The organism is Actinomadura luzonensis (genome assembly GCF_022664455.2).
GTDB classification, from domain to species: domain Bacteria; phylum Actinomycetota; class Actinomycetes; order Streptosporangiales; family Streptosporangiaceae; genus Nonomuraea; species Nonomuraea luzonensis.
The window spans coordinates 5,172,059-5,196,308 of sequence record NZ_JAKRKC020000001.1 but is presented as its reverse complement, the minus strand read 5'-3'; the positions used below and the strand labels follow the sequence as shown (position 1 = coordinate 5,196,308).

Here is a 24,250-nt window from a genome sequence, read left to right as displayed (position 1 = left end):
GCGATGCCCATCGACATCTCGGTGGCCGCCCCCGCCTACAACGAGGCGGACAACATCGCGGCCGCCGTCACGGAATGGCGCGAATACCTGGAGCGCCACCCGGCGGTCGGCGCGTGGGAGATCGTCGTCTGCGACGACGGCAGCGCCGACGGCACCGGCCGCATCCTGCGCGAGCTGCAGGCCGGCTGCCCGCAGCTCACGGTCGTCACGTTCGAGCGCAACCGGGGCGCGGGCGCCGCCATCGCCGCCGCGATCGCCGCCACCCGCCTGGAATGGGTGGTGCTGCTCGACTCCGACGGCCAGTTCCCGATCGCCAACCTGGACCGCTTCCTCGACCGCATCGCGGCGGGCGGCACGCTCGCGCTGTCCGGCGCGCGGATCAGGAAGGCCGACAGCCTGGCGTACCGGTGGGGGTCGGCCGCCAGCGGCGCGGTCAGCAACCGGCTGCACGGCACCCGCTACCGCGACTTCAACTCCATCTTCAAGGTCGTGCACGGGCCGCTGTTCCGCGCCCTGCCGCTGGAGTCGGCGGGCATGAACTGCTCCACCGAGATCACCGCCCGCGTCGCCGAGCTCGGCCACACCTGGGTCGAGCTGCCGATCGAGCACCGGGAGCGGGGCGGCGGCAGCCGGGGGTGGCGGTTCTGGCGCGGCGCGCGCGACCGCGCGCTGTTCGTCGGCTACCTCGGGCTGCGGCACTGGCTGCTGCGCCGCGGCGTGCTGCGCGCGCCGGAGGTACGGGAGCCCTCCGGCCGCCCCCTGCAGGAGGCCCGATGAGAGTGGCGATGTTCAGCGGCGGACGGGGGGCCGCCGGCATCGCGCGGGCCCTGCTGCGCGTGCCCGGCCTCGAACTGTCCCTGCTCATCAACGGCTACGACAACGGCCTGTCCACCGGCGCGCTGCGCCGCTACCTGCCCGGCATGCTCGGCCCGTCCGACTTCCGCAAGAACCTCCTGCTGCACCTGGGCCGCGACGACCCGCGGCGGGCCCTGCTCGAACACCGGCTGCCGCCCGGCAGCACCCTCGCCGACCTGGAGCGCATCGTCGCGAACCTGGCCGGCTCCGGGGCGGCGGCCGAGCCGGTGGCGCGGGACCTGCGGGTGTTCGCGGCGCGGCTGGCCGCCGACCCCGGCGGGTTCGACCTGTCGGACTGCGCGCTCGGCAACCTCGTGTTCGCGGGCGCGTACCTGCGGCTCGGCGAGGACTTCAACGCCGCCGTGCGGGCCTGCGCCCGCACCTTCGCCTCCCCGGCCCGGCTGCTCAACGTCACCGACGGCGCCAACGCCTACCTCGTCGCGCTGAAGCAGGACGGGCGGGTGCTCGCCGACGAGGCCGAGATCGTCGGGCCGCAGGACGCCGCCGCCATCACCGATCTGTTCCTGCTGCCCGCGCCGCTCACCCGGCGCGAGCTGGCCGCGCTCGCCGGGCTGCCCGCCGCCCGGGTCCGCGACCTGCTGGGCCGCCGCTCCGTCCCGGCCGCGCCCGACCCCGAGGCGCTGCGGGCCCTCGCCGAGAGCGACCTGGTCGTGTACGGGCCCGGCACGCCGCACTCCTCGCTGCTGCCCAGCTACCTCACCCGCGGCGTGGCCGACGCCATCGCCGGCGGACGGTCGGCGGCGCGGGTGTTCGTGGTCAACGTCGGGGGCGACCACGACGTCCAGGGCCTGACCGCGACCGATCTGGTGGACCGGGCGCTGGCGTACCTGGGCGACCCCGGCAACGAGCGGCGCACGATCACGCACGTCCTCAGCCACCACGGCCCGGCGGGCGCGGGTGGGGGTGCGGGCGGCGGCGCGAGCGGGGGCGCGGGGAGCGGGCCGGTGGTGCCGCGGGCCGTGGCCGAGCGCGGGACGTGGGCCGGCGCCCGCTGGATCGGCGCCGACCTGGAGGACCCGTGCCGCCCCGGCGCCCACCACGGCCCCCGCACCGCGGCGGCGCTGCGCGCGCTGCTCGGCGAGACCCCGCTGGCGCGGGCCGGATGAGCGCCCGCCCCGCCCGGGCCGGCGGGATGACCGCCGTTCCCCGGGAAGTGGTCGCGCGGTGGCGGGTGTGGTTGTGCGATCTCGACGGGACGCTCCTCGACTCCTTCCCCGCCCACGAGGCCGCCTTCCGGCAGGCGATCGCCGAGGTGGCCCCGTCCCGGCTGGCGGGCTTCCGGTACGCCGACCACGCGGGCGCGAGCACCGCCGCCGTCGCCGCGGGCCTGACCGCGGATCAGGCCGCGGCCGACCGGCTGGCCCGGCGCAAGCAGGAGCTCTACCGCGAGTTCGTCCGCGCCGGCCGGGTCCGGCCGTTCCCCGGCGCGCGCCTGCTGCTCGACCGGCTGGCCGCGACGGGGCGGACGGCGTACCTGGTGACCGGCGGCAGCCGCGCCTCGGTGCGGCGGGCCCTGGAGGCCGCCGGGCTCGGCGGCGCCTTCCGCGACGTGCTCACCGCGGACGACGTGCCGGTCAGCAAGCCCGACCCCGCCTTCTACCGCCTGGCCTGCCGCCGCTGGCGGGTGGACCCGGCCGAGGCGGTCGCGCTGGAGGACTCCCCGCACGGGGTGGCCGCGGCGCTCGGCGCGGGGCTCGCGACGCTGCACGTCCACGCCGCCGAGCCGGCGCCCGGCGCGATCGCCGCGGGCGACCTGCACGACGTGGTGTCCCTACTGGCCGAGGAGGAGAACGGCAGTGCGTGACCGGGGGGTGTGCGCCGTCGTCCCGGCGGCGGGCCGCGGGACCAGGCTGGGCGCCGGCGTCCCCAAGATCATGATCGAGGTGGCGGACGGCGTGACGCTCTGGCACCTGCTGCACCGGCGGCTGCGGGAGGCGGCCCGGCACGTGCACGTGGTCCTCTCGCCCGACGGCGAGGGCCCGTTCCGCACGCTGGCCGCCGCCGACCTCGACGGCGGCGGGGTGTCGGTGAGCGTGCAGGAGCGCCCCACCGGCATGGGCGACGCGATCTTCGGGCCGGCGGCCCGGCACTGGGCGGCGTACGGGACGATCCTGGTGGTCTGGGGCGACCAGGCGAACCTGTCGCCCGCCACCGTGCGCGCCGTGCTGGCCGCCCACCCGGGCAAGGGCATGACGCTGCCGCTGGTGCCGATGCCCGACCCGTACGTCGAGTACGAGCTGGCCGGGGGCGAGCTCGTCCGCGTGCGGCAGTCGCGGGAGGGCGAGGAGTGCCGGCCGGGCGGGCTCAGCGACGTGGGCGTGTTCTGCCTGGCCACCGACGGCCTCGCGGCGGCCTGGGCGCGGTACGCGGCCGGCGCCGGGCGCGGCGCGGCGACAGGGGAGGTGAACTTCCTGCCGTTCCTGGCGCACCTGTCGGCGGCCGAGCGCTGGCCGGTGACGGTCGTGCCGGTGCGCGACCCGGCCGAGGCGCGCGGCGTCAACACCGCCGAGGACCTGGAGTTCGCCCGCCGGGCCTACCTGCGGTGCCCGGACTGAGCGCGGCCCGGCCCCGCGCGGCCGGCCGGGCCCGGGGCTGGCTGGCCGCGCACCGGTGGGCGGCCGGGCCGACGCTGGTGAGCACGCTGGCCAGCGGGATCGCCGCGGCCACCACGCTGGTGATCGCGCGCGGCGCGGGGGCGGCGGCGTTCGGCCACTTCACGGTGGTGCTGTCGATCGCGCTGATCGTCACCGTCGGCATGCTGACCAGCCTCCACTACGTCATGCTGCAGGAGCTGCCGCGCGCCGCCCCCGGCGAGCGGCCGGCGCTGATGGCGACCGCGCTGCTGGCCACGCTGGCGGTGAGCGCGGCGCTCGCCGGGCTCGGGCTGCTCGCCACGCCGCTGCTCACCGCCGTGCTGAACGTGGACACCGGGACGCTCGCGGCCGGGCTGGCGCTGGCCGCGTCCATGACCGTCAACCAGCTCGCCGAGAGCTTCCTGCGGGGGCTGAAGCGGTTCGCGTTCGTGGCGTGGCTGAAGCTGGCCGTCGCGGTGTGCTACCTCGGGGCCGCCGGCTACTGCCTGCTGGTGCTGGGCGTGCGGGAGGCGGGGCCGTACCTGGCGGCGCTGATCGTGACGAACGCGGTGTTCGCGGTGGTGGCGGTGGTGGCGGCCGGGCCGCGCCCGGGGGGCTGGTCGGGGCGGCTGGCGGTGACGCTGTACCGGCACGGCGGCTGGGTGACCGCGATCGCCGCGCTGACCGGCGTCCTGTTCGGCGTGGACGTCATCTTCCTCAACCACTGGGCGGCGGCCGCCGACGTCGGTGTCTACTCCGTCTACAACGGCTTCCCCAAGCGGCTCATGGGCGTGGTGTTCACCGACGGGATCGGCCTGGCGCTGCTGCCCCTGATGGCCACCTCGGACAAACCCCTGCTGATGCGGCGGATCGCCCGGCTGGCGCCGCTCGTGGCGGCGGGGACCGCGGTGTTCTCCTTCGCCGCCGGCCTGGTGTTCTTCCTGGTGATGCGCGGCGCCTACCCGTACTCGCCGGAGCTGATGGCGCTGTCGGCGCTCGGCATCGGCGTGCACACCGCCTTCAACCTGTACTCGGTCGCGCTGTCCATGGACGGCCTGCGGGGCGCGAAGGTGCTCGCCGGCTGCCTGCTGGCGGGCACGCCGCCCGCGCTCGCCGTGCTCGCCGCGTGCGTGCGGTGGCAGGGGCTGACCGGCGGGCTCGTGGGCTTCGCCCTGGCGAACCTGATCCTGCTGGCCGTCGTCGGGGCGACCACCGCCCGCAAGTACCGAAGCGTGAGGACGTCATGAGGATCGCCTTCGTCGTCAACCAGTTCCCGCCGAACGTCACCGCCGGCCTCGGCAGGTACGTCGAGCTGATCACCCCGTACCTGGCCAGGGACCACGAGCTGAGCGTGCACACGCTCAACGACGGCGGCCTGCCCGTGGACGAGCGGGTGGACGGCGTCGCCGTGCACCGCCCCCGCACCCGCCTGCTCGGCGGCGGCCGGAGCGGCGGCCGGCGGCTCAACCGCACCAGGCGGGCCGAGTTCCTGCTGCTCGCGCTGCGCGTGGTGGCCAGCAACTGGGGCTACGTGCTGCGGCTGCGCCGCGCCCCCCGGCCGGACCTGGTCGCCGTGCACGACTCGACCAACTTCCTGGCCGGCCTGCTCTGCCACTACCTGCTGCGGCTGCCGGTCGTGCTGCACGTGCACACCACCGAGTACGGCGTCGCGCCGCAGCGCAGCATCACCGACCCGCTCAACCTGTTCGCCGCCCTGGAACGCTGGCTGGCCCGCGTGTCCCGGCGCGTGGTGGTGGCCACGCCAGAGGTGCGCGAGCAGCTGCTCGCGGCCGGGTGGCGGCGGACGCCGATCGACGTGGTGCCGCTCGGCGGGACGTACGAGCCGGTGCTGGCCGCCCCGGGCTTCGACCGGGAGGCGCTGCGGGCGGAGGCGGCGGAGCTGCGCCGCTCGCTCGGGCTCGCCGAGCGGGACCGGGTGGTGCTGTTCGTCGGCAGGATCGAGCGGCAGAAGGGCGTCTACCAGCTCCTTGAGGCGATGCGGGAGGTGGCGGCGGCCGTCGGTGACGCCCGGCTGGTGATCGTCGGCGAGGGCGACGAGACGGGTGTGCGGCGCATCGCGGCGGCCACCGGGCTGCGCGGGCGGGTCTCGACGTCCGGGCGGTTCGTGTCGGGGCGGGAGCTGATGGCGTACTACGAGCTGGCCGAGGTGTGCGTGTTCCCGTCGTTGTTCGAGCCGTTCGGGTTGGTGGCGACGGAGGCGATGGCGTTGGGGCGGGCCAGTGTGCTCGGCGACGGCTTCTCGCGCGTCTTCCTCGGCCCGGACCCGGCCCGGCCCGCCGCGCGGTTCGTCCGGGCCACCGAGCCGGCCGACATCGCGCGCGGGGTGATCGAGGTCATGTCGGACCCGGCCCTGCGGCGGGCGCTGGCCCGGCGCGGCGAGCGGTTCGTCCGGGAGAGCCTGAGCTGGGAACGCGCCGCGAACGAGACGGTCGCCGTCTACCGCGCCGCGCTCAAGCCCTGACGCCGGGAGATCACGCGCGGGCCGGTCGCAGGACCCGCAGCGAGCCCACCGCGAGCCCGGTCACCAGCACCACGTGCACGGCCAGGTGCACCGCCATGAAGTAGGCGGTGAAGGCCGCCCCCCGCTGCCGGTGCACGAATCGCAGCAGCCCCGGGTCCGCCACGACGAACCAGCCGACGAGCGCCGCCGGCACCGCCAGCAGCGCCGGCGACACCAGCGCCAGCGGCAGCGCGGCCAGGGCCAGCGCGCAGGCGACGATCCCGGCGCGGCTGTTGGCGTTCTCCGGCTTGGCCGCGCCCCGCCGGGCCGTGGCCAGCGCGAGCGGGATCAGCGGCAGCGCCCGGCGCCACTGCTCGCCGAGGACCGGCAGCAGCCGGTGCCCCTCGTCGTGCCGGCCCACCACGGCGTCGGTGAGCACGATCCGGGTCCGGACGGCCAGGCGGCTGCTGTACTCCACGTCCTCGCAGTCGCGCAGGCCCTCGTCCAGCGCGCCCGCCGCGGCCAGCACCTCGCGGCGCACCGCCGCCAGCGCGAACACCACGCTGTTGACCTCGCCCAGGTGCCGGGTCCGCCAGTGCACCTGGTGCAGCAGCCGGTACCACTCGACCGGGCCGTCGTCGATGAGCGGGCGGGTGTCGTACACGCCGTGCACGCAGCCGACGCCCGGATCCTCCTCCAGGATCGCCAGCGCGTTGGCCACCGCGTCCGGGCGCAGCGCCACGTCGCTGTCCAGGAAGAAGATCACCTCGCCGGACGTGCTCGCGACGCCGGCGTTCCTGGCCGCCGACACGCCGCGGTTGTCCGGCAGCCGCACCACGCGGCAGCCCAGCTCCTCCGCGAGCGCGGCGGAGCCGTCGGAGCTGGCGTCGTCCACCACGACGATCTCGTCCGGCAGCCGGGTCTGCGCCAGCACCGACTCCAGGCACAGGCGCAGGGTCCTGGCGGCGTTGTAGCACGGCACGATCAGGGAAACTCTCGTCACGGAAGGGGCCCCTCGCGAACGGCTCGTCCTGACGCCGGACGGCGGCGCCCCCCGGCTCCCTCCATGATCGCGCACTCCTCGCCGATCCGCCCATATTTACGGCACAATGCCGGGATGATCCCCCGCCGACTGGCCGCCATGCTGCCCGCTGTGCCGGCCCTGTCCCTGCTCTTGGCGGCCATCGCCGGCTGCGGGCCGGCCGGCTCCGTCCACACCATGGAGAGCGAGTCCATGCTGCCGACGATCGCCGTCGGCGCCCGGCTGCACACACGCGACGTCGACGGCGCCTACGTCCCGCGCCGCAACGACATCGTCCTGTTCCGCCCGCCCGCCGACTGGCCCGGCACGACCGGGGACCGGCCGCGCGTCTCACGGGTGATCGGCGTCCCGGGGGACCGGGTGGCGTGCTGCGACCCGGACGGGCGGCTGCGGGTGAACGGCGTGCCGGCGCGGGAGGCGTTCGTGACCGGCGGCCCGGCCTCGGCCAGGCCGTTCGACGTCAAGGTGGCGGAGGGCCGGCTCTGGATCATGGGCGACAACCGCGGCGTCGCCATGGACTCGCGCGCCTACACCTCCGCCTCCGGCGGCGGCACGATCGCCGGGGCGGACGTCGTCGCCGTCGTGGAGAGCTGGACGTGACGCGAACAGGCCGGTGATTTCCCGGATTCCGGCCGCGCGGCGCCCGTGGAGACTGACCGTCATGGTCATCAAGGCAAGCACCCTGTCGAGGCGGCGCCGAGGCGGGCGGCTCTCCCGGGCCGCCGCCGGGAGCGCGGTGGCGCTGGCCGCGTTCGCGCTGCCCACCGCCACCAGCCCCGCCGCGTCCGCCGCCGTAACCTCCTCAGCCACCGCCTCCGCCGCCGCTCCCGTCGTCACCGAGATCGCGCCCGGCGCGGGCCGCGGCCGGCCGGCCGGCGCGACCGTGGTGGACCTCGCCGCCCGCGGCTACCAGGAGCGCGAGTTCCTGATGAGCGGACGCGCCGACATCTTCGACAAGGCCGGCATCTGGACCGGCGACGGCCGGTGGGCCGCCCGCCGCACCGGCCTCACGCAGGACTACACCACCCGCCTGCTGGTCGAGCGGCCCGCCGACCCCGCCAGGTTCAACGGCACCGTCGTCGTCGAATGGCTGAACGTCAGCTTCGGCGCCGACATCAGCGTCGAGTGGTCCCAGTCGCACGAGCTGTTCACCCGCGCCGGCTACGCCTACGTCGGCGTCACCGCCCAGAAGGTCGGCGCCGACAAGCTGCGCGGCCTCGACCCCGCCCGCTACGCCCAGGTCTCGCTGGCCTCCGACGCGCTGTCGTACTCGATCTTCGCGCAGGCGGCCGAGGCGGTGCGCTCCGGGGCGGCGACGCTGCTCGGGACCGCCGCGCCCACGAAGGTGCTGGCCGCGGGGCACTCCCAGTCCGCCGGGCGGCTGACCACGTTCGTGAACGCCGTCCAGCCGATCGTCCCCGCCTTCGACGGCTTCCTCATCCACGGCCGCGGCCCGGGCGGCGCGCCGATCGGCGAGGGGGTGCTGGCGCTGCCGCTCACCACCCGGATCCGCACCGACACCGCCGTGCCGGTCCTCCAGGCCGAGTCCGAGACGGACGTCAGGACGTTCGCCGACGCCCGCCAGCCCGACACGGCGCGCGTCCGCACCTGGGAGGTCGCCGGCACCTCGCACGCCGACGCCTACGGCCTGGCGCAGTACAACGCCCAGAACGCCATCGACAAGGCCATCAACGACGGCCGCCCGATCTCGTGCGACCGGCCGGTCAACGCCATGACCTGGCGGTACGCCTCCAACGCCGCCTACCACCACCTCGACCGGTGGGCGCGCGGCCTCGGCACGCCGCCCGCGGGCGCGCCGATCAGCCTGCTGCTCGGCACGATCCGGCGCGACGCCGACGGCAACGCCCTCGGCGGCGTCCGCCTGCCCGACCTGGACGCGCCCCTCGCCGCCTACGGCCCCACCAACACCGGCGGCGAGGTCGTCGGGGCGTGCCTGCTGCTGGGCTCCACCACGCCCTTCAGCGGCGCCCGCGCCCGCGCGCTCTACCCGACGCAGCAGGCCTACGTCACGGCCTTCACCCAGGCCGCCGACCGGGCGCTCGCCGCGGGGCACCTGCTGCCAGCCGACCGCGACGAGGCCGTGGCCCGCGCCGCGGCCACCCCGCTCCCGTAGTCTCCCGGGATCAGGGGGCGCCGACGCGGCGGCGGACGTACGCGGAGAGCTGGTCGACGGCGACCACGAGCACCAGGACGACCGCCAGGTGGGTGACCAGCTCGTCGAACCGGAACAGCTTGATCGACTGGTTGACGAGGAACCCGATGCCGCCCGCCCCGACCAGGCCCAGCACGAGGGACGAGCGCACGTTGACGTCGAAGCGGTAGAGCAGCAGCCCGACGAACTGCGGCACCACCGCGGGCAGCACGGCGTGCGCGGCGGCCTGAGCCCCGGACGCCCCGCCCACGCGCAGGGCGTCCCGGGGCCCGAGGTCGATCTCCTCCATCGCCTCGGCCCACAGCTTGCCCATCACCCCCGTGTTGTGGAAGATCAGCGCCAGCACGCCGGCGAACGGGCCGAGCCCCACGGCGGTGACGAAGACCAGCGCGAAGACGACGTCCGGCACCGCGCGGAGGAACGACAGCACCGACCTGGCCGCCTGGTACACCCACCGGTTCGGCGCGGTGACGCGGGCCGCGAGCAGGGCGAGGACCAGCGCGAACGGCGCCGAGAAGGTGGTGCCGAGCAGGCCGATGCCGAGCGTGACGAGCGCGGCCCGCAGCCCCGGCAGCAGCACCCCGTCCCAGGACAGGTCGGGCGGCAGGGCCTGCGCGGCGAAGTCCGCCATGCCGCGCCAGCCCCGCACGAGCGCCGCGGGCGAGAACTCGGTGCCCTGCCAGGCGAGGACGTGGGCGAGCACGACGACCGCGGTGACGGCGGCGGCCGCCGGGGTGAGGGGGCGGCGGCGCGGCGGGCGCGGCCGCTCGACGGGCCGCTCCACCGGCGGGACGGCCGCGCCCGTGACGCCGCTCATCGAGCCTCCTGCTCATCGAGATCGGTACGGCTCCCCGAACGGTCCGGGGACTGCCCCTCGGGGGAGTGGCGGTCGGGGTGCTGCTGGGCCGGGGCGTCGCGGTCCGGGGCGTACAGGGGGGCGAGGTCGGCCGGGGTGAGGCCGGCGGCCGGGGCGTCGAGGGCGAGCCGGCCGTGCAGCAGCCCGGCCACCCGGTCGGCGTGGCGGCGGGCCAGGTCCGGCTGGTGCAGCACGGCGGCGACGGCCAGCCCCTGCTCGTGGGCGAGCTCGGCGAGGAGCGCGACCACCTGCTCGGCCGCCACCGGGTCGAGCGCGGACACCGGCTCGTCGGCCAGGATGATCTCCGCCCGCTGGCACAGCGCGCGGGCGATGGCGACCCGCTGCCGCTGCCCGCCGGACAGGCGGCCGGCGGGCTCGGCGGCGCGTCCGGCCATCCCGACCCGGTCCAGGCACGCCATGGCCTCCTCGCGCAGCTCGTCAGGGAACAGCAGCGGGGTGAGGGAGCGGTGCAGCGGCAGCCGGCCGAGCGCGCCGGCGCAGACGTTGTCGAGCGCGCTGCGGCGGTGCACGAGGTGGACCTGCTGGAAGATCATCGCGATCCGCCGCCGCAGCGGGTCGGCCTGGGAGGCGCCGAGCGGCCGGCCGTGGACCAGGACCTCGCCGGCGTCGGCGCGTTCCAGGCCGACGACGCAGCGCAGCGCGGTGGACTTGCCGCTGCCGTTGGCGCCGAGCAGCGCGAGGAACTCGCCGGGCGCGAGGGCGAGGTCGAGCCCGGCGAGCACGGTCCGCCCGGAGAACGACTTCCGCAGCCCGCGCACCGCGAGCGCGCTCCCGGCGTCGGCCGGCCCCGGTCGCGCCGGCGGCTCCGTGCTCGCTCGTGGCGAGATCATCGTCAGACGTCCTTCTCCGTCAGGCCGAGCGCCGTGGCCAGCTCGAACAGCGGCTTGTAGGTGTCGCGCCCGACGGCGGCGAGCGGCCCGGGCGGATCGACGTCCAGGAACGCCCCGACCTTGGCCACGTCGGCCGGCCCCAGCTTCAGCAGCGCCGACGTGATCGCCGCGCGGACCGCCGGGTCGAGCTTGCCGTGCACGGTGATGGGGTCGTTGGGGATGGGGTCGGAGGTCCAGATCCGGCGGTACTTCGCCGGGTCGAAGGTGCCGGCCGCCGTGGCGGCGGCGAGCTGCTGGCTGTTGATCTCGGCAGCCGCGACCTTGCCGTTGACCAGGGCGAGCAGCGCCTCGGGGTGGCCGCCCGCGTAGTCGAGCTTGACCGACGGCTCGGCGACGCCCTGCGTCTTCAGCGCGTAGCGGGGGAGGGCGTCGCCGGAGGTGGAGCTGGGGCTGGACAGCGCCAGCGACTTGCCGGGCAGGTCCTTCACGGACCTGATCGGCGAGTCCGCGGGCACCCAGATGCCGGCGGTGTAGGTGGTCAGCGCGCCCTTGGCGTCCGCGAACGAGGCGACCGCCTGCGCGTCGGCGAGCTTGCTGGCGAAGACGAAGCCGAGCGGCCCGAACTGGGCCATCTCCAGCTGGCCGTTGCGCATCGCCAGCACCTCGGCCGAGTAGTCGTCGACGACCTTCAGCTCGATCGGGCAGCCGAGCGTGCGCTGCAGCGCGGCGGCCAGGGTCTCGTAGGCGGGCTTGAGCTTGGCCGGGTCCTCGTACGGCTCGATGCCGAACCGGATCCGGCCGCCGGGACAGGTGGCGGACGCGGCGGACGCGGCGCCGGCCGTCCCCGCGCCGGCGTCGCCGTCGCCGCCGCAGCCGGTCAGCAGCAGGACCGGGAGCGCGGCCAGGGCGGCCAGGAGTGGTCGTGCGCGCATGGGTGGGTTCTCCTCGGGAGGGTGGTGTCGGTGGGGCGGGTCAGGCCAGCAGGCCGTCGAGGACTTCGGGCGCCAGCCCCAGGGCGGTGGTCATGCCGATGCCGGAGGTGACCGACACCACGCGCACGCCTGGCATGGGCGTGGCGACGAGGAACGGCTCCGGGGCGGCGGCGTAGACGCCGCGCCAGCGTTCGCGCACCTCCAGGCGGGCGGCGCCGAGCAGGCGCGCGGTCTCGGCGAGGATGTGCCGGTCCAGCTCCTCGGCGTCGAACGGCTCGGGCGTGGCGGCGTAGGCGTGCGTGTCGCCGACGGTGAGGTCACCGTCGGGGCGCTGGGTGAGCATGAGGTTGAGGCCGATGCCGGTCAGCTCGGGCCGCTCGGCCGTCAGGCGGGCGCGCAGCGCGGGCAGCGTGGGGCAGGCGGCGAAGCCGTCGTAGCGCAGCAGCGAGAAGCCGGACAGCACGGCGGGCTCGACGCGGCGGCCGTGCGGGTCGGCCACCCGCAGCATGCGGAGGACGCAGCGGCGCAGCCCGGCGGCCTCGGCCAGGCCGGGGAAGTGGCGGTCCACGTCGTGGCCGACGGCGACGATCACGTGCCGGGCCCGGATCCGTCCCCTGCCGGTGACGACCAGGCCGGGCTCGACGAGCTGGGCGGCGGTGGACCAGTGGAAGCGCACGCCGCGCCCGGCCAGCCAGGCGGCGACGGCGTGCACCGCCTGCCGGGGGTCGAACCGCAGGTCCAGCGGGAACCAGGCGCCGCCGGTCACGCCGGGCCCGGCGGGCACCCGCTCGCGCACGCGGGCGGCGTCCAGCAGGACGCTCTGTCCGTCGCGCGCCGCGTGGAACTCGGCCAGGACCGCGTACTCGTCGTCGCCGCGGGCGACCACGACGGTGCCGCTCTCCTCCAGCCACAGCCCGGCCTCCTTGGCCAGGCGCAGCCAGGCGGACCTGGCGGACATCGCGTACCGCAGCGCGTCGCCGTCCTGGGCGGTGAAGCAGCCGTGCCCGAAGTTGCGCACCGAGGCGCCGGTGGCGCGCTCGTCCCGCTCGACGACCACGACGGACAGGCCACGCGCCACCGCGTCCACGGCGTGGGCCAGCCCCACGACGCCCGCCCCGACGATCACGAGGTCGGCCGCGTCGAGAGCGCCGTCCGTCGGGAGAAGACTTGTCATGACAAGTACGCTGGCGTGCTCGCGCCGACGGCGTCAACGCCTCCGCCGAACATGTCACCCAGCGTTCGCCGCCACGTCATCTCCGCACGTCATCAGGGATAGAGGTGGGTTACACGGGCCGTTCCGCTCCTGTATGGTCAAGTCGCATGGACGGTCCTCTCCACGAACGTGTCGCCGCCGACCTGCGCCGCCGCATCAGCTCGGGCGAGCTGCCGGTCGGCGCGGCCATCCCCTCCGAGTCGCAGCTCTGCGAGCAGTGGGAGGCCTCCCGGGGCCCCATCCGGCAGGCCCTCGCCACGCTGCGCGCCGAGGGGCTCATCGGCGGCGGGCGCGGCAAGCCGCCGGTGGTGCGCAGCCAGAGCATGCCGCAGCCGATCGAGACGTTCCTGTCGTTCTCGCGGTGGGTGCGGCTCATGGGCCGCGCACCGGGGCAGCGCACGCTGGAGATCGCCCGCCGACCCGCCGGCCCCGAGGTGTGCGACGCGCTGGGGCTGGAGGAGGGCGAGCCGGTCGTGCAGCTCCTGCGGCTGCGGCTCATGGACGGGGTGCCGGCGATGGTCGAGCGCACCACGTTCACCTGGCCCGTGGGGCGGCTGCTGTTCGACTTCGACTGCGACTCCGGGTCGGTCTTCGCCTACCTGAGCAGCCGCGGGGTCGATCTCAGCCGGGCCCGGCACGTCATCGACGCGGTCGGCGCCGACCCGACGGACGCCGGGCTGCTGGAGGTCGCCCCCGGCGCGCCGCTGCTGCGCGAGCGCCGCCAGACCTCCACCGGCGACGGCGAGCCCGTCGAGTTCTCCGACGACCGCTACCGGCCCGACCTCGTGTCCTTCACCATCGACAACTCCCAGCAGGCGCACCCGGCGCTGCTGCGCAGCCCGGGCGGCCTGCCGCCCGCCCGACCTCCCCAAGGAGAGACCCCGTGATCGAACTCGCCGTCCTGGACATCGCCGGCACCACCGTGGAGGAGCACGGCGCCGTCTATCTCGCGCTGGAGGAGGCCGTACGGGCCGCGGGCGGCGACCCGGACGCCGCGGCGATCGCCCGGTGGATGGGCGCGGACAAACGCGAGGCCATCGCCGCGCTCCTCACCGGCCGTCCCGGCGCCGTTCCTGGCGGCGGGGACGACGCCGGCCGCTCGGGCCGTCCCGGCGGCTCGGGCCGTCCCGACGGCTCGGGCCGTCCCGGCCGCTCGGGCCGTCCCGACGGCCCCGGCCGTCCCGGCGGCGCTCCTGGCGTGGACGTCGTCGACCGGGCCTTCGCCGACTTCCGCGAGCGGCTGCGGGCGGCGTACGCGGCCCGGCCGCCCGCGCCCCTGCCGGGCGTGCCCGAGGCGATCGCCCGGCTGCGCGCGTCCGGGGTCAAGGTGGCGCTCACCACCGGCTTCGACCGCGGCGTGACCGCCGCGCTGCTCGGCGAGCTCGGCTGGCACGCGGGCCGCGACGGCGTCCTGGACGCGGTGGTGTGCGTGGACGACGTGCCCGCCGGCCGGCCCGCGCCGTACATGATCTTCCGGGCGATGGAGGCGACCGGCGTCCGCGACGTCGGCCGCGTCCTGACCGCCGGCGACACCGTCCGCGACCTGGAGGCGGGCTCCAACGCGGGCGCGGCGATCGTCGCCGGCGTGCTCAGCGGCAGCCAGGACGCCCTCGCCCTCGGCGCGGCCCGCCATACCCACCTGCTGCCGAGCGTGTCCGCCCTCCCCGCCCTCCTCGGCCTCGCCTGACCTCACCGCGCCTGATCTCACCGCGCCTGACCTCACCGCACCCCCGCGAGCCCGGCCGGCCCGCCGCCGCCCCGGATCGCGCCGGTGGACGACAGGCATTGAAATTAGAGCATTTCTCCAGAAAAATGCTCTGCCATGACCTCTCTCGCGGTGGTGACCGGCGGCAATCGCGGCATCGGGCGCGCGGTGTGCGCCCGCCTGGCCGCTGACGGGTACAAGGTCCTGCTGGTGTCCCGCGACGCCGAGCGGGGCCGGCGGGCCGCGGCGGAGATCGCGGGCGACGTCGAGTGCGTGCCCGGCGACCTCACCACCATGGCGTCCGTCCGGCGGCTGGCCGAGGAGTTGCGGGGCCGCTCCCCGCGCCTCGACGTGCTCGTCCACAACGCCGGGCTGTGGCCGAGCCGCCGGGTGCTGACCGGCGACGGGGTGGAGGAGTCCTTCGCGGTCAACCACCTGGCCCCGTTCCTGCTCAACCACCTGCTCGCGGACCGGCTCGGCCGGGTCGTGCAGGTCACCGCGGGCCTCTACGTCAAGGGCCGGGCGGAGCCGGGCCGCACCTGCGTCGGCGCGGACTTCTCCGCGATGCGCACCTACGCCGACACCAAGCTGTGCAACCTGCTGACCGTGCCGCTGTTCGCCGAGCGCTGGCGGGAGGCGGGGATCACCATCGACGCCGTGCACCCGGGCGTCATCCGCACCGGCCTCGGCGACCGGGGCGGCCCGCTCGGCTGGCTGCTCAAGGCCGTGAAACGTTCCTGGGGCACCCCGGAGGAGGGCGCCGCCCCCGTCGCGGCCCTGGCACGCGGCACCGGCAGCGGCCGGTACTTCGACCAGGACCGGGAGGTCCCGCTCCAGGGCCCCGCCGTGGACCGCGAGCTGGCCGGCCGCGTCTGGGCCGAGGCCGAGGAGCTGACGGCGGCCCGGTGACCCCGCACAAGCGCAGCGCGGAGACGATCAGGAGACTCCTCGACACCGCCCTGGAGCTGCCTCCCGGCGACTTCACGCTGAGGGCGGTGACCGAGCGCAGCGGCGTCAGCATGGGCAGCCTCTACCACCACTTCGGCAGCCTGGAAGGGCTGGCGGCGGCCCTGTACGGCCGGTGCATGGACGAACTGCTCGACACCCTGATCGCCGCCGTCGAGTCCGCCGCCGGCGCCCGCGACGGCGTGCGCGAGGCGGTGCGCGCCTACCTGCGCTTCACCGCCGAGCACCCGGACCGGGCCCGCTTCATCCACGCGGCCCCGTACGCGATCGACCTCGGCCCGCACGCGGACCGGATCGCGGCCGGGAAGGCGGCGCGGCTGGAGCGGCTGAACCGCTGGATCGGCGCCCACATGGCGGCGGGCGCCGTCGCCCCGCTCCCGGCGGCGCAGGTGGAGATGTTGCTGATCGGCCCGGTGGCCGAGGTCACCAGGAGGTGGCTGGCGGGCGTCCCGGAGATCGACCTGGCGGAGGCGGCGCGCGTCCTGCCCGACCGCATCTGGCGCGCGCTCAGCGCCTGACGCTCGCCGCAGAGCCCGGCCGCGCCTACCGGGACGTGGCCGCCACCCAGACCGTCCACCCCTGGCGGCAGGTGTCGGACGGGAACTTGTCGTCGCAGCCCATGACGGTGAAGCTGACCCGCTTGCCCGCGCCCGGGTACACCACGAGCCGGCCGCGGATGCGCGGCTGGTCCCGCACCGTCAGCTCGCCCTTGAGCCCGCCGCTGAGCGTCACCCGGTAGTAGTCGTAGCTGAACGGGCTGGTCGGCCCCCACCGGAACACCAGGCCGTTCCTGCCGCCGACCCTGGCCGAGTACGCGGCGACCATCATCTTCGGCCCCTGGTCGGGCGACCAGGCGATCTGGCCGTCGTCGAAGGTCTGCCGCCGGCCCTCCCGGTTCGGCACGCCCCGCTCCTCGCCCGTGGGGCAGCCGATGATGGCGTCCGCCCCGCCCAGGGAGCGCCAGTAGTCGCCGATCAGCCCGTACGGCTGGATCGAGCACGAGCTCGCGGAGGCGGGCGGGGCGGCGAGCGCCGACCCGGTCACCAGCAGAGCGGCCGTCGCCGCGACCCGCAGCGTCCTGTTCACGGTCTTCCTGCCTTTCGTAGGGGATCTACGCCGAAGGTAGGAAGGGACGGCCGGTCCCGCATGAGTACGCCCCTACTCAACCGGCCCGTCCCGCCGGCGCGCGTACGACCTCGACCCGGCCACCGGGCAGGCGCGGCGGCGCAAGCCCTAGGTGCCGCGTTCGGCCCAGCCGTGCAGGGCGTCCGCCGTCCCCGACTCCTCCAGGTTGAGCGCCGCCTCGATCAGCGCCAGGTGCGTGAACGCCTGCGGGTAGTTGCCCAGCATGCTCCCGTCGGCCGCCATCTCCTCGGCGAACAGGCCCAGCGGCTCGGTGCGCTCGCACAACGTCTCGAAGCGGTCCCGGGCCTCCGCCGTGCGCCCCGCCAGCGTCAGGGCCGACACCATCTCGAACGAGCACAGCAGGAACGCGCCCTCCGGCCCGCCCGCCCCGTCGCCCGTCGGCTCGGGGTCGTAGCGGTGCACCAGCGCGCCGCCCTCGCCGAGCCGTGACTGCACGTGGTCGAGAGTGCCGAGCACGCGCGGGTCGCGGCCGTCCAGGAAGCCCACCAGCGGCAGCCGCAGCAGCGAGGCGTCGGCGTCCGGCGAGCCGTAGGACTGGGTGAACGCGCCGAGCCCGGCGTCGTACCCGCGCGCCAGCAGGTCCGCGCGGATCGTCTCGCGTTCGGCCCGCCACCGCTCCAGCGGCACGTCGCGCGCGCCGGTCAGCGTGGCCAGCCGGACCGCGCGGTCGAGGCAGACCCACGCGTAGAGCTTGGAGTACGTCCAGTGCCGCGGCTCGCCGCGCACCTCCCAGAGGCCGGCGTCCGGCTCGCGCCACCGCTCGCAGGCCAGCCGGACCAGGTGCCACAGCCGCGCCAGCTCGTCGCCGGTCAGCTCGCCGGTCACCTCCTGGTAGGCGAGCGCCGCGTCCATGATGTGGCCGTAGCCGTCGAGCTGGTGCTGGCCGGCGGCGTCGTTGCCGATCCGGACCGGGCGCGAGCCCGCGTACCCCTCCAGGTGGTCGAGCGTGGTCTCCGGCGGCACGTCGCCGCCGTCGATGCCGGCCACCGGCGGCACCCGTCCGGTGCCGTGCCCGCACTGCGCCAGCAGGAAGCGCAGGTAGCCGCCCGCCTCCTCGCGGTGGCCGAGGCGCAGCAGGGCGAGCACCATCAGGGCGGCGTCGCGATGCCAGACGTAACGGTAGTCCCAGTTGCGCGGCCCGCCCGGCCACTCCGGCAGCGAGGTGGTGGGCGCGGCCAGCAGCCCGCCGCTCTCGTCGAACAGCAGCCCGCGCAGCACGATCGCGCTGTGGCGCACCTGCCGCGCGCCCACCCCCTCGTACGCCGAGCGCCCCGACCACGACCGCCACGCCCGCACGGTCTCCTCCAGCAGCGCCCCGGCGTCCCCGCCGGGCCCGGCGCGGCCGAGCGGCACGGCGCCGGCGTAGTCGAGCAGGAACGCGACCGACTCGCCCTCGCGCAGCCTGACCGTCGACTCGGGCTCGGTCTCCTCGTCGGGCGTGCCGAGCAGCACCATGCCCGACTCCTCCACGAGCGCGCCGTCCTCGCGGCGGGTCCAGCAGGCGTCGCGGGTGGCGTAGCCGGGCCTGGCCAGCACCCGCGAGCGCACCACGGCCGGGCCGCGCTCGCACGTCGCCCGCCGCACCAGCAGCCCGACGGGCGCGAGGCCGCTCCCGCTCACCCGGCCGCCCGCGCGGGGCCGCGCCGTGGCGAGCAGGTCGTGCACGACCACGACCGCGCCGCCGCCCTCCCAGCGGGTGCGCAGCACCAGCGTCTCGTCCAGGTAGCGGCGCTCGGTCACCGCCGCGCCCGCCACGTCCAGCTCCCACGCGCCGCCGCGCCTCCGGTCGAGGAGCCTGGCGAAGACGCTGGGGCCGTCGAAGCGCGGCACGCACATCCACTCCACCGCGCCGCCGGGCCCGACCAGCGCCGCCGTGTGGCAGTCGGACAGGAACGCGTACGAGCCGATCGGCGGACAGCCGCTCACCGGACCTCCCGTCGTCAGGGTCGAGGACGGGCTGCCCGGTCGCCTGCGGGCTTAAACGGCCAGGTCAGGGGCGTACCGCGCCGATCAGCCGGCCACGCCAGTAGTCGTCGAGGTTCACGACCTTGACGACGTCGCCGGTCTGCGGGGCGTGCACCATCTTGCCGCCGCCCGCGTACATGCCCATGTGGCCGAGCCCCCTGCTGAACAGCAGGTCACCGGGCTGGAGGGCGGTCAGCGGGACGCGGCGGGAGGCGCCCCAGCTCCACTGCGTGTACGTCGTGCGCGGCAGCCGCACCCCGGCCGCGCGCCAGGCCGCCTGGGTGAGCCCGGAGCAGTCGTAGGAGCCCGGCCCGGTGCCGCCGTACCGGTAGGGCTTGCCGACCTGGGCGAAGGCGAACCGCAGCGCGGTGCGGGCGCTGCCGGAGGCCGGGCCGCTGTAGGTGATGCCGGCGCTCGCCGGGTCACCGGAGCGGAAGGCGCCGAGCCGGCGCAGGATCCTGGTCTGCTCGGCGACCAGCTTGTCCACCTTCTGCTGCCGGGCGCGGACCTTGTCGCGGGCCGCGTCCGCCTGCGCCAGCACGACCTTGGCCCGGGCGTGCCGCTCGCGCAGGTCCGCGCCGGCGGCCTCGTACGCGCGCAGCTTCGCCGCCCGCGCCTGGGCGATCTGGCCGAGCGCGGCCATGCCGCCGAGCAGCGCCTCCGGGCTGCCCTGGCCGACCAGCCTGGCGTAGCCGTCGACGCGGCCGGTCTGGTAGTCGCTGACCACCGCCGCCATGAGGTCGCGGCGCAGCGCGCCGGCGGCGGCGTCCTTGCGGCGGATCTCGGCGTCCAGCTCCGCGTACGCGGTCCTGGCCTTGCGGTAGCTCTCGGTGGCCTGGTTGTACTGCTCGACGAGCTGGTCCGCCTGTTCGTTGAGCTGCGTCAACTTGGCCCTGGCCTGGGCCGGGGTGGGGGCCGGCTCGGCGAGAGCGGCGCCGGGACGGCCGGCCGCGACGGCGGTCAGCGCCACCGTCATGGCCACCGTCATGGCCAGCGCCGTCGTCGCCATGCGGGCAAGCCCTGTTGGCACGGCCACTGCGAAGCCTCCTCGTGGGTCTCCCTCTGATGCGCGGCTCAAAGGGAGGTACGCCCGCGAGCGCGGTCGCGTTCACCGAGGCGCTGTGCCGGGTGAGTGGGCCCGGTCAGTGGCCCTGGTGGTACTGGTGCACGACGGCGTGGCCCTTGCCGCGCCCGATCAGCCACTTGTTCACCGGCGTGGTCAGCACGAACGCGACCGCGAGCGAGCCCGCCAGCGACGTCCAGAACAGGGCGTTGCCGAGACCCGCGTCCATGGCGCCGGGCACGACGAGCATCACGGCGTTGTCCAGGACCTCCATGATCGCGATGGAGACGGTGTCGGCGGCCAGGGCGACCTTCAGCGCGGCGCGGAGGCCGACGCCGGCCCGCAGCACGCCGCGCATGGTGAGCGCGTAGCCGAAGACGAAGGCCAGCGCCACGGACAGCACGACGGTGGCGAGGTTGGCCAGGCCGAGCCAGGTGCCGACGACCATGCCCAGTACCTCGCCGATGGCGCAGCCGGTCAGGCAGTGCAGGGTCGCCTGGGCGGCCATGGCCCAGGTGGCGGCGGGCGCGTGGCCGTGTCCGGGCGAGTGGTCGTGTCCGGGCGCGTGGCCGTGTCCGGGCGCGGCGGCGTCCGGGCCGCCGGGCTCGTGGTGGTGATGGTGGGGATCCATGACGCTCCTCAGGACGTAACGGGCATCATGGAGTATAGGGGTATGGGGTATGGACGCGGCGCGCCGGGTCAGTACAGCCAGCGGTAGGAGCGGATCACCTCCGCGGCGTCCCGGCCGGCCGCGCGGGCGGCGTCCGACAGCCGCACCGCCCGGAAGGCGCCGGTCAGCTCCTCGCCCAGCGCGGAGCGCACGCGCGGGTTGCCGAGCAGCGCGGCGAGCTGCTCGTCCACGCTGGTCGGCAGCCGGTGCACGCCGTGCGAGGCGCGCCGCTCGGAGCTCCAGGAGGCCGGGTCCTCCTGCACCGGGGCGGGCAGGGTCAGGCCGTCCGCGAGGCCGGCCAGGCCGGCGGCGATGACGGCGGCGAGCGCGAGGTAGGGGTTGGCGGCGGCGTCGGACGGCTTGAGCTCGACGTTGGCGTGCCCGGGCCCGAGCAGGGGAGTGGCGGGGACGAGCCGCAGGGCCGCCTCCCGGTTCTCCACGCCCCAGCAGGCGTAGGCGCCGCACCAGTGGCCGGGCCGCAGCCGCTGCAACGACGACAGGCTGGGCGCGGTGACGGCCACGATCGCGGGCAGGTCGCGCAGCAGCCCGGCCACGTAGGCGGCGCCCGCGGCGGTCAGCCCGCCGGGCCCGTCGCCGCCGGACAGCAGGTTCGTGCCCGCGCGGAGCACGGAGGTGTGCAGGTGCCAGCCGTTGCCGATCTGGCCGGGGGCGACCAGTGGCGCGAAGCTCGCCCGCAGGCCGTGGGCGCGGGCCGCCGCGTGCACGGTCTGCCGGGCCAGGAGCTGCCGGTCGGCGGCGGTCACCGGGTCGGCGGGGGCGATGGCGAACTCGAACTGGCCGGGGCCGTACTCGCCGTGGAACTGGCCCACGGGCACGCCGTTGCGGTCGAGGTCGCGCAGCAGCTGCGCGGCGAAGGCGTCCACGGCCAGCAGCTTGGCCGGGCCGTAGGAGGGGCCCGCGTAGACGGGGCGGGGGTCGTCGCCGTCGTCGCCGGCGTGGCTGAGGTGGAACTCGATCTCGTAGCCGGCGAGGAAGCCCAGGCCGAGCTCGGCGGCGCGGGCGACCTGGCGTTCGAGGACGGTGCGCTGGTCGTACGGCCAGGGGGAGCCGTCGGCCGCGACCTGCCGCCCCGGCACCCAGGCGAACCCGGGCTGCCCGGCGAGGCGGACCGGCCGGTCGCCGGCCGGCATCAGCCGGATGTCGCCCGAGGGGGTGCCGAGCGGGGCGTGCTCGAAGGTGATGCCGTCGTGGGAGTCGAAGACCGCGAACAGCGGCGTGACGCCGACCCCGCGCTCCACGGCCGCGGCGTACTGGGCGGTGGGGACCGTGCGCGAGCGGGGGATGCCGTTGTTGTCGGCCCACACGATCGTGACCCCCACGACGCCGTCGCGGGCCAGGTCGTCGGGGCCGGTCTGGCGCGGCGCGCCCGCGGTCGCTTGGTCGAGCATCGGCTTCCCCTCGTCCCGGTCGGATGGCGAGGTCACCTTACGTGACGGCACAGTGCCGGACGGTGCCGACACGCCACGGGTCTTCGGAGGCGGAAGTGAGGACCAAAGGCCCTCCCTTACCCCCGGGGGTATGCAGCAGGGTGAAGGCATGAGAAAGCGCATCGTGATCCTCGGAGCGGGCACCGGCGGCACGCTGGTGGCCAACCGGCTGCGGCGCCTCCACCCGGAGGACTCCGCCGAGATCGTGGTGATCGACCAGGACGACGAGCACGTCTACCAGCCCGGGCTGCTGTTCCTGCCGTTCGGGCCGGCCGAGGCGGGCGACCTCGTGCGGTCGCGGCACGGCCGGCTCCGCCGCGGCGTCGAGTTCCGGCAGGCGCCCATCGACCGGGTCGAGACCGGGGCCCAGCGGGTCGTCCTCGGCGACGGCCGGACGGTGGGCTACGACGTGCTGGTGATCGCCACCGGCGCGGTGCTGCTGCCGGAGGAGACCGAAGGGCTCACCGGGCCCGGCTGGGGGGAGAAGGTCTGCACCTTCTACGACCTCCAGGGCGCGCTCGCGCTGCGCGCCGCCCTGGCCCGCTTCGCCGGCGGCCGCCTGGTCGTCGCCGTCGTGGACATGCCGATCAAGTGCCCGGTCGCGCCGCTGGAGTTCGCCTTCCTCGCCGACTGGCACCTGCGCCGGCGGGGCCTCCGCGAACGCGTCGAGCTGACCTACGTCACCCCGCTCGACGCCGCCTTCACCCGCCCGGTCGCCGCCGGAGCCCTCGCCGGCCTGCTGGCGGACAAGGGCGTCGGGCTGGTCACCGAGTTCGGCACCGCGGCCGTGGACGGCCCCGGCGGCCGGCTCGTCTCCTACGACGAGCGCGAGGTCGGCTTCGACCTGGCGGTCGTGGTGCCCGCGCACGGCGGCGCCGCGTACGTCGGCCGCTCCCCGGGGCTCGGCGACGAGCTGAACTTCGTCCCCGTGGACCGGCACACCCTGCAGGCCGCCGCCGCGCCCGACGTGTTCGCCCTCGGCGACGCCGCCGGCGTGCCCACGTCCAAGGCCGGCTCGGTCGCGCACTTCGAGGGCGCCGCCGTGGTGGAGAACGTCACCCGCGTCCTGGCCGGACGGCCGCCGGCGGCCCGGTTCGACGGGCACGCCAACTGCTTCGTCGAGACCGGCCACGGCAAGGCCCTGCTCCTCGACTTCAACTACGACACCGAGCCGCTGCCCGGCCGCTACCCGTGGGCCGCCGCCGGCCTGCCGCTGCTCAAGCAGTCGCGCCTCAACCACCTGGGCAAGCGCGCCTTCCCCTGGTTGTACTGGCACGCCCTGCTGCCCGGCCGCGACCTGCCCGGCATCGGCGCGGACATGCCCGTCCACGGCAAGAAAGGACGCTGATCGGCCATGGCGACCACGACGTACGCCGGCAGGCCCGTCACCCTCGACGACGAGGGCTTCTTCACCGACCCCGGCCAGTGGAGCGAGGACATGATCCCCGAGCTGGCCGCGAGCGCCGGCCTCGACCGGCTCACCGACCGGCACCGGGAGGTCATCGCGTTCGTCCGGGCCCGCTACACCGCCCAGGGCGCCGCTCCGGCCGTGCGGGCGCTCAGCAAGTCGTCCGGGGTGCCGGTCAAGGAGCTGTACCAGCTCTTCCCGAAGGGCCCGGCGAAGACCGCCGCGAGGATCGCCGGCGTCCCGAAGCCCCGCGGCTGCATCTGACCAGGAAAGGACGGCACCGCCATGGGCGGCACCCTCGACAAGGTCTCGATCATCGTCTCCAAAGGCTCGCTGGAGGGGATCTACCCGCCGCTGATCCTGGCCGGCGGAGCCCGCGCGGAGGGGATCGAGGCCGACCTCTTCTTCACCTTCTTCGGCCTGGACGCCGTCACCAGGAGACGCATCGGCCGGATCAGGCCCGCCACCGTCGGCAACCCCGGCCTGCACCTGCCGACGCTGGTCGGCGCGCTGCCCGGGATGCCGCGCCTGCTGGCCCGCTCCCTCGCCCGCCGGATGGAGCGGCTGGACATCCCGCCGATCCCCGAGTTCGTCGAGATGACCGCCGACGCCGGCGCCGGGCTGTACGGCTGCCAGGCGTCCTGCGACCTGTTCGGGCTGACCATGGCCGACCTGGTCCCGCAGGTCAAGGGGATCATCACGGTCGGCGACTTCTACGGCCTGGCGGCCGGCGGCCAGATCATCTACACCTGACCTTCGGCGGGCGAGGCGGGACTTTGGTCCGCAGGCGAAGGCCGGCGCCCGCCGGATGATGAGCGAATACCCGCCCTGCCGGGTACGAGCCGCTCGCCGACGAGGCCGCCCCCGTGCCCGCCCGGGACGTGGATCCCGAGAAGCTCGAT

The 24,250-nt window shown here is 75.8% G+C and carries 25 protein-coding genes; 15 read left to right on the top strand and 10 right to left on the bottom strand.

What is annotated here, in order from left to right; translation table 11 throughout:
- Positions 1–3 precede the first annotated feature (3 nt).
- From MF672_RS24755 to MF672_RS24730, 6 genes are read left to right on the top strand one after another with little or no spacing between them, the layout of a single operon-like run.
- Positions 4–777, top strand: coding sequence for a glycosyltransferase family 2 protein (locus tag MF672_RS24755; RefSeq protein ID WP_242380959.1), 774 nt, complete (start codon positions 4–6; stop codon positions 775–777).
- Positions 774–1,982 carry a 2-phospho-L-lactate transferase CofD family protein gene (locus MF672_RS24750; protein ID WP_247815415.1) on the top strand — a complete coding sequence of 403 codons (1,209 nt, stop codon included), beginning with the start codon at positions 774–776 and terminating at the stop codon, positions 1,980–1,982. The genes MF672_RS24755 and MF672_RS24750 overlap by 4 nt, the downstream gene beginning before the upstream one ends.
- The gene (locus tag MF672_RS24745; protein ID WP_242380277.1) at positions 1,979–2,680 is read left to right on the top strand and encodes an HAD family hydrolase; all 702 of its coding nucleotides are present in this window, start codon (positions 1,979–1,981) and stop codon (positions 2,678–2,680) included. Before MF672_RS24750 ends, MF672_RS24745 begins: the two co-directional genes overlap by 4 nt.
- Positions 2,673–3,431, top strand: coding sequence for an NTP transferase domain-containing protein (locus tag MF672_RS24740; RefSeq protein ID WP_242380276.1), 759 nt, complete (start codon positions 2,673–2,675; stop codon positions 3,429–3,431). The genes MF672_RS24745 and MF672_RS24740 overlap by 8 nt, the downstream gene beginning before the upstream one ends.
- Positions 3,419–4,696 (top strand): polysaccharide biosynthesis protein, encoded by a 1,278-nt coding sequence (locus tag MF672_RS24735; RefSeq protein WP_242380273.1) that lies wholly within the window; start codon positions 3,419–3,421, stop codon positions 4,694–4,696. The genes MF672_RS24740 and MF672_RS24735 overlap by 13 nt, the downstream gene beginning before the upstream one ends.
- Complete coding sequence (locus tag MF672_RS24730; protein WP_242380271.1) at positions 4,693–5,931, top strand: glycosyltransferase family 4 protein; 1,239 nt, start codon at positions 4,693–4,695, stop codon at positions 5,929–5,931. The genes MF672_RS24735 and MF672_RS24730 overlap by 4 nt, the downstream gene beginning before the upstream one ends.
- Positions 5,932–5,941: 10 nt before the next feature.
- On the opposite strand, the gene MF672_RS24725 is transcribed toward MF672_RS24730, so the two are convergent.
- On the bottom strand, positions 5,942–6,913 hold the full coding sequence (locus MF672_RS24725; protein WP_242380269.1) for a glycosyltransferase family 2 protein: 972 nt from the start codon (positions 6,911–6,913) through the stop codon (positions 5,942–5,944).
- 114 nt (positions 6,914–7,027) lie between these two features.
- On the opposite strand from MF672_RS24725, the gene lepB reads away from it, so the two are divergent.
- The gene (lepB, locus tag MF672_RS24720; protein WP_242380267.1) at positions 7,028–7,552 is read left to right on the top strand and encodes a signal peptidase I; all 525 of its coding nucleotides are present in this window, start codon (positions 7,028–7,030) and stop codon (positions 7,550–7,552) included.
- A 61-nt stretch (positions 7,553–7,613) separates the two neighbouring features.
- Positions 7,614–9,086: an alpha/beta hydrolase domain-containing protein gene (locus tag MF672_RS24715; protein WP_242380265.1), complete on the top strand. Its 1,473-nt coding sequence runs from the start codon at positions 7,614–7,616 to the stop codon at positions 9,084–9,086.
- 10 nt (positions 9,087–9,096) lie between these two features.
- Here the strand turns inward: MF672_RS24715 and phnE are convergent, their stop codons facing one another.
- Genes phnE through MF672_RS24695 form a run of 4 tightly spaced genes read right to left on the bottom strand, consistent with a single transcriptional unit; the run spans position 9,097 to position 12,938 of the window.
- A complete protein-coding gene (gene phnE, locus MF672_RS24710) occupies positions 9,097–9,942 on the bottom strand; it encodes a phosphonate ABC transporter, permease protein PhnE (protein ID WP_242380263.1) in 846 nt (281 codons plus the stop codon).
- Positions 9,939–10,832 (bottom strand): phosphonate ABC transporter ATP-binding protein, encoded by an 894-nt coding sequence (locus MF672_RS24705; RefSeq protein ID WP_242380261.1) that lies wholly within the window; start codon positions 10,830–10,832, stop codon positions 9,939–9,941. The genes phnE and MF672_RS24705 overlap by 4 nt, the downstream gene beginning before the upstream one ends.
- 2 nt (positions 10,833–10,834) lie before the next feature.
- A complete protein-coding gene (locus tag MF672_RS24700) occupies positions 10,835–11,764 on the bottom strand; it encodes a phosphate/phosphite/phosphonate ABC transporter substrate-binding protein (RefSeq protein WP_242380260.1) in 930 nt (309 codons plus the stop codon).
- A 40-nt stretch (positions 11,765–11,804) separates the two neighbouring features.
- On the bottom strand, positions 11,805–12,938 hold the full coding sequence (locus tag MF672_RS24695; protein WP_242380259.1) for a TIGR03364 family FAD-dependent oxidoreductase: 1,134 nt from the start codon (positions 12,936–12,938) through the stop codon (positions 11,805–11,807).
- Between the two features lie 146 nt (positions 12,939–13,084).
- Between MF672_RS24695 and MF672_RS24690 the strand changes: the two genes are divergently transcribed.
- From MF672_RS24690 to MF672_RS24675, 4 genes are all read left to right on the top strand, one after another.
- Positions 13,085–13,864, top strand: coding sequence for a GntR family transcriptional regulator (locus MF672_RS24690; RefSeq protein ID WP_242380258.1), 780 nt, complete (start codon positions 13,085–13,087; stop codon positions 13,862–13,864).
- Positions 13,861–14,664, top strand: a complete 804-nt coding sequence (locus MF672_RS24685; RefSeq protein WP_242380257.1) for an HAD family hydrolase — start codon at positions 13,861–13,863, stop codon at positions 14,662–14,664. Before MF672_RS24690 ends, MF672_RS24685 begins: the two co-directional genes overlap by 4 nt.
- Positions 14,665–14,799: 135 nt before the next feature.
- Positions 14,800–15,591, top strand: a complete 792-nt coding sequence (locus tag MF672_RS24680) for an SDR family NAD(P)-dependent oxidoreductase (RefSeq protein ID WP_242380256.1) — start codon at positions 14,800–14,802, stop codon at positions 15,589–15,591.
- Positions 15,588–16,166: a TetR/AcrR family transcriptional regulator gene (locus MF672_RS24675; RefSeq protein WP_242380255.1), complete on the top strand. Its 579-nt coding sequence runs from the start codon at positions 15,588–15,590 to the stop codon at positions 16,164–16,166. The genes MF672_RS24680 and MF672_RS24675 overlap by 4 nt, the downstream gene beginning before the upstream one ends.
- 25 nt (positions 16,167–16,191) lie before the next feature.
- On the opposite strand, the gene MF672_RS24670 is transcribed toward MF672_RS24675, so the two are convergent.
- From MF672_RS24670 to MF672_RS24650, 5 genes are all read right to left on the bottom strand, one after another.
- Positions 16,192–16,734, bottom strand: a complete 543-nt coding sequence (locus MF672_RS24670; protein WP_242380254.1) for an LGFP repeat-containing protein — start codon at positions 16,732–16,734, stop codon at positions 16,192–16,194.
- Positions 16,735–16,881: 147 nt separating this feature from the next.
- Positions 16,882–18,720 carry a glycoside hydrolase family 15 protein gene (locus tag MF672_RS24665; RefSeq protein ID WP_242380253.1) on the bottom strand — a complete coding sequence of 613 codons (1,839 nt, stop codon included), beginning with the start codon at positions 18,718–18,720 and terminating at the stop codon, positions 16,882–16,884.
- A gap of 64 nt (positions 18,721–18,784) precedes the next feature.
- On the bottom strand, positions 18,785–19,789 hold the full coding sequence (locus MF672_RS24660; RefSeq protein WP_242380252.1) for a C40 family peptidase: 1,005 nt from the start codon (positions 19,787–19,789) through the stop codon (positions 18,785–18,787).
- A gap of 112 nt (positions 19,790–19,901) precedes the next feature.
- Entirely contained in the window at positions 19,902–20,453 is a 552-nt protein-coding gene (locus MF672_RS24655; protein WP_242380251.1) for a DUF4396 domain-containing protein, read from the bottom strand.
- 68 nt (positions 20,454–20,521) lie between these two features.
- The gene (locus MF672_RS24650) at positions 20,522–21,901 is read right to left on the bottom strand and encodes a type I glutamate--ammonia ligase (RefSeq protein ID WP_242380250.1); all 1,380 of its coding nucleotides are present in this window, start codon (positions 21,899–21,901) and stop codon (positions 20,522–20,524) included.
- A 148-nt stretch (positions 21,902–22,049) separates the two neighbouring features.
- Between MF672_RS24650 and sqr the strand changes: the two genes are divergently transcribed.
- The 3 genes from sqr to MF672_RS24635 are packed head-to-tail and all read left to right on the top strand — an operon-like array spanning position 22,050 to position 24,101.
- Positions 22,050–23,288, top strand: coding sequence for a type III sulfide quinone reductase, selenoprotein subtype (gene sqr / locus MF672_RS24645; protein WP_242380249.1), 1,239 nt, complete (start codon positions 22,050–22,052; stop codon positions 23,286–23,288).
- A gap of 6 nt (positions 23,289–23,294) precedes the next feature.
- The gene (locus MF672_RS24640) at positions 23,295–23,612 is read left to right on the top strand and encodes a TusE/DsrC/DsvC family sulfur relay protein (RefSeq protein ID WP_242380248.1); all 318 of its coding nucleotides are present in this window, start codon (positions 23,295–23,297) and stop codon (positions 23,610–23,612) included.
- A 21-nt stretch (positions 23,613–23,633) separates the two neighbouring features.
- Positions 23,634–24,101 (top strand): DsrE/DsrF/DrsH-like family protein, encoded by a 468-nt coding sequence (locus MF672_RS24635; RefSeq protein WP_242380247.1) that lies wholly within the window; start codon positions 23,634–23,636, stop codon positions 24,099–24,101.
- The last annotated feature ends 149 nt before the right edge of the window (positions 24,102–24,250 follow it).

What these genes read in the sequence shown, in the direction of transcription:
- MF672_RS24640 (WP_242380248.1), top strand. Translation starts at nt 23,295, where the DNA reads ATGGCGACCACGACGTACGCCGGCAGGCCCGTCACCCTCGACGACGAG.
- MF672_RS24695 (WP_242380259.1), bottom strand. Translation starts at nt 12,938, where the DNA reads ATGACAAGTCTTCTCCCGACGGACGGCGCTCTCGACGCGGCCGACCTC.
- MF672_RS24650 (WP_242380250.1), bottom strand. Translation starts at nt 21,901, where the DNA reads ATGCTCGACCAAGCGACCGCGGGCGCGCCGCGCCAGACCGGCCCCGAC.
- MF672_RS24750 (WP_247815415.1), top strand. Translation starts at nt 774, where the DNA reads ATGAGAGTGGCGATGTTCAGCGGCGGACGGGGGGCCGCCGGCATCGCG.
- lepB (WP_242380267.1), top strand. Translation starts at nt 7,028, where the DNA reads ATGATCCCCCGCCGACTGGCCGCCATGCTGCCCGCTGTGCCGGCCCTG.
- MF672_RS24690 (WP_242380258.1), top strand. Translation starts at nt 13,085, where the DNA reads ATGGACGGTCCTCTCCACGAACGTGTCGCCGCCGACCTGCGCCGCCGC.
- MF672_RS24655 (WP_242380251.1), bottom strand. Translation starts at nt 20,453, where the DNA reads ATGGATCCCCACCATCACCACCACGAGCCCGGCGGCCCGGACGCCGCC.
- MF672_RS24715 (WP_242380265.1), top strand. Translation starts at nt 7,614, where the DNA reads ATGGTCATCAAGGCAAGCACCCTGTCGAGGCGGCGCCGAGGCGGGCGG.
- phnE (WP_242380263.1), bottom strand. Translation starts at nt 9,942, where the DNA reads ATGAGCGGCGTCACGGGCGCGGCCGTCCCGCCGGTGGAGCGGCCCGTC.
- MF672_RS24635 (WP_242380247.1), top strand. Translation starts at nt 23,634, where the DNA reads ATGGGCGGCACCCTCGACAAGGTCTCGATCATCGTCTCCAAAGGCTCG.
- MF672_RS24700 (WP_242380260.1), bottom strand. Translation starts at nt 11,764, where the DNA reads ATGCGCGCACGACCACTCCTGGCCGCCCTGGCCGCGCTCCCGGTCCTG.
- MF672_RS24745 (WP_242380277.1), top strand. Translation starts at nt 1,979, where the DNA reads ATGAGCGCCCGCCCCGCCCGGGCCGGCGGGATGACCGCCGTTCCCCGG.
- MF672_RS24680 (WP_242380256.1), top strand. Translation starts at nt 14,800, where the DNA reads ATGACCTCTCTCGCGGTGGTGACCGGCGGCAATCGCGGCATCGGGCGC.
- sqr (WP_242380249.1), top strand. Translation starts at nt 22,050, where the DNA reads ATGAGAAAGCGCATCGTGATCCTCGGAGCGGGCACCGGCGGCACGCTG.
- MF672_RS24730 (WP_242380271.1), top strand. Translation starts at nt 4,693, where the DNA reads ATGAGGATCGCCTTCGTCGTCAACCAGTTCCCGCCGAACGTCACCGCC.
- MF672_RS24705 (WP_242380261.1), bottom strand. Translation starts at nt 10,832, where the DNA reads ATGATCTCGCCACGAGCGAGCACGGAGCCGCCGGCGCGACCGGGGCCG.
- MF672_RS24755 (WP_242380959.1), top strand. Translation starts at nt 4, where the DNA reads ATGCCCATCGACATCTCGGTGGCCGCCCCCGCCTACAACGAGGCGGAC.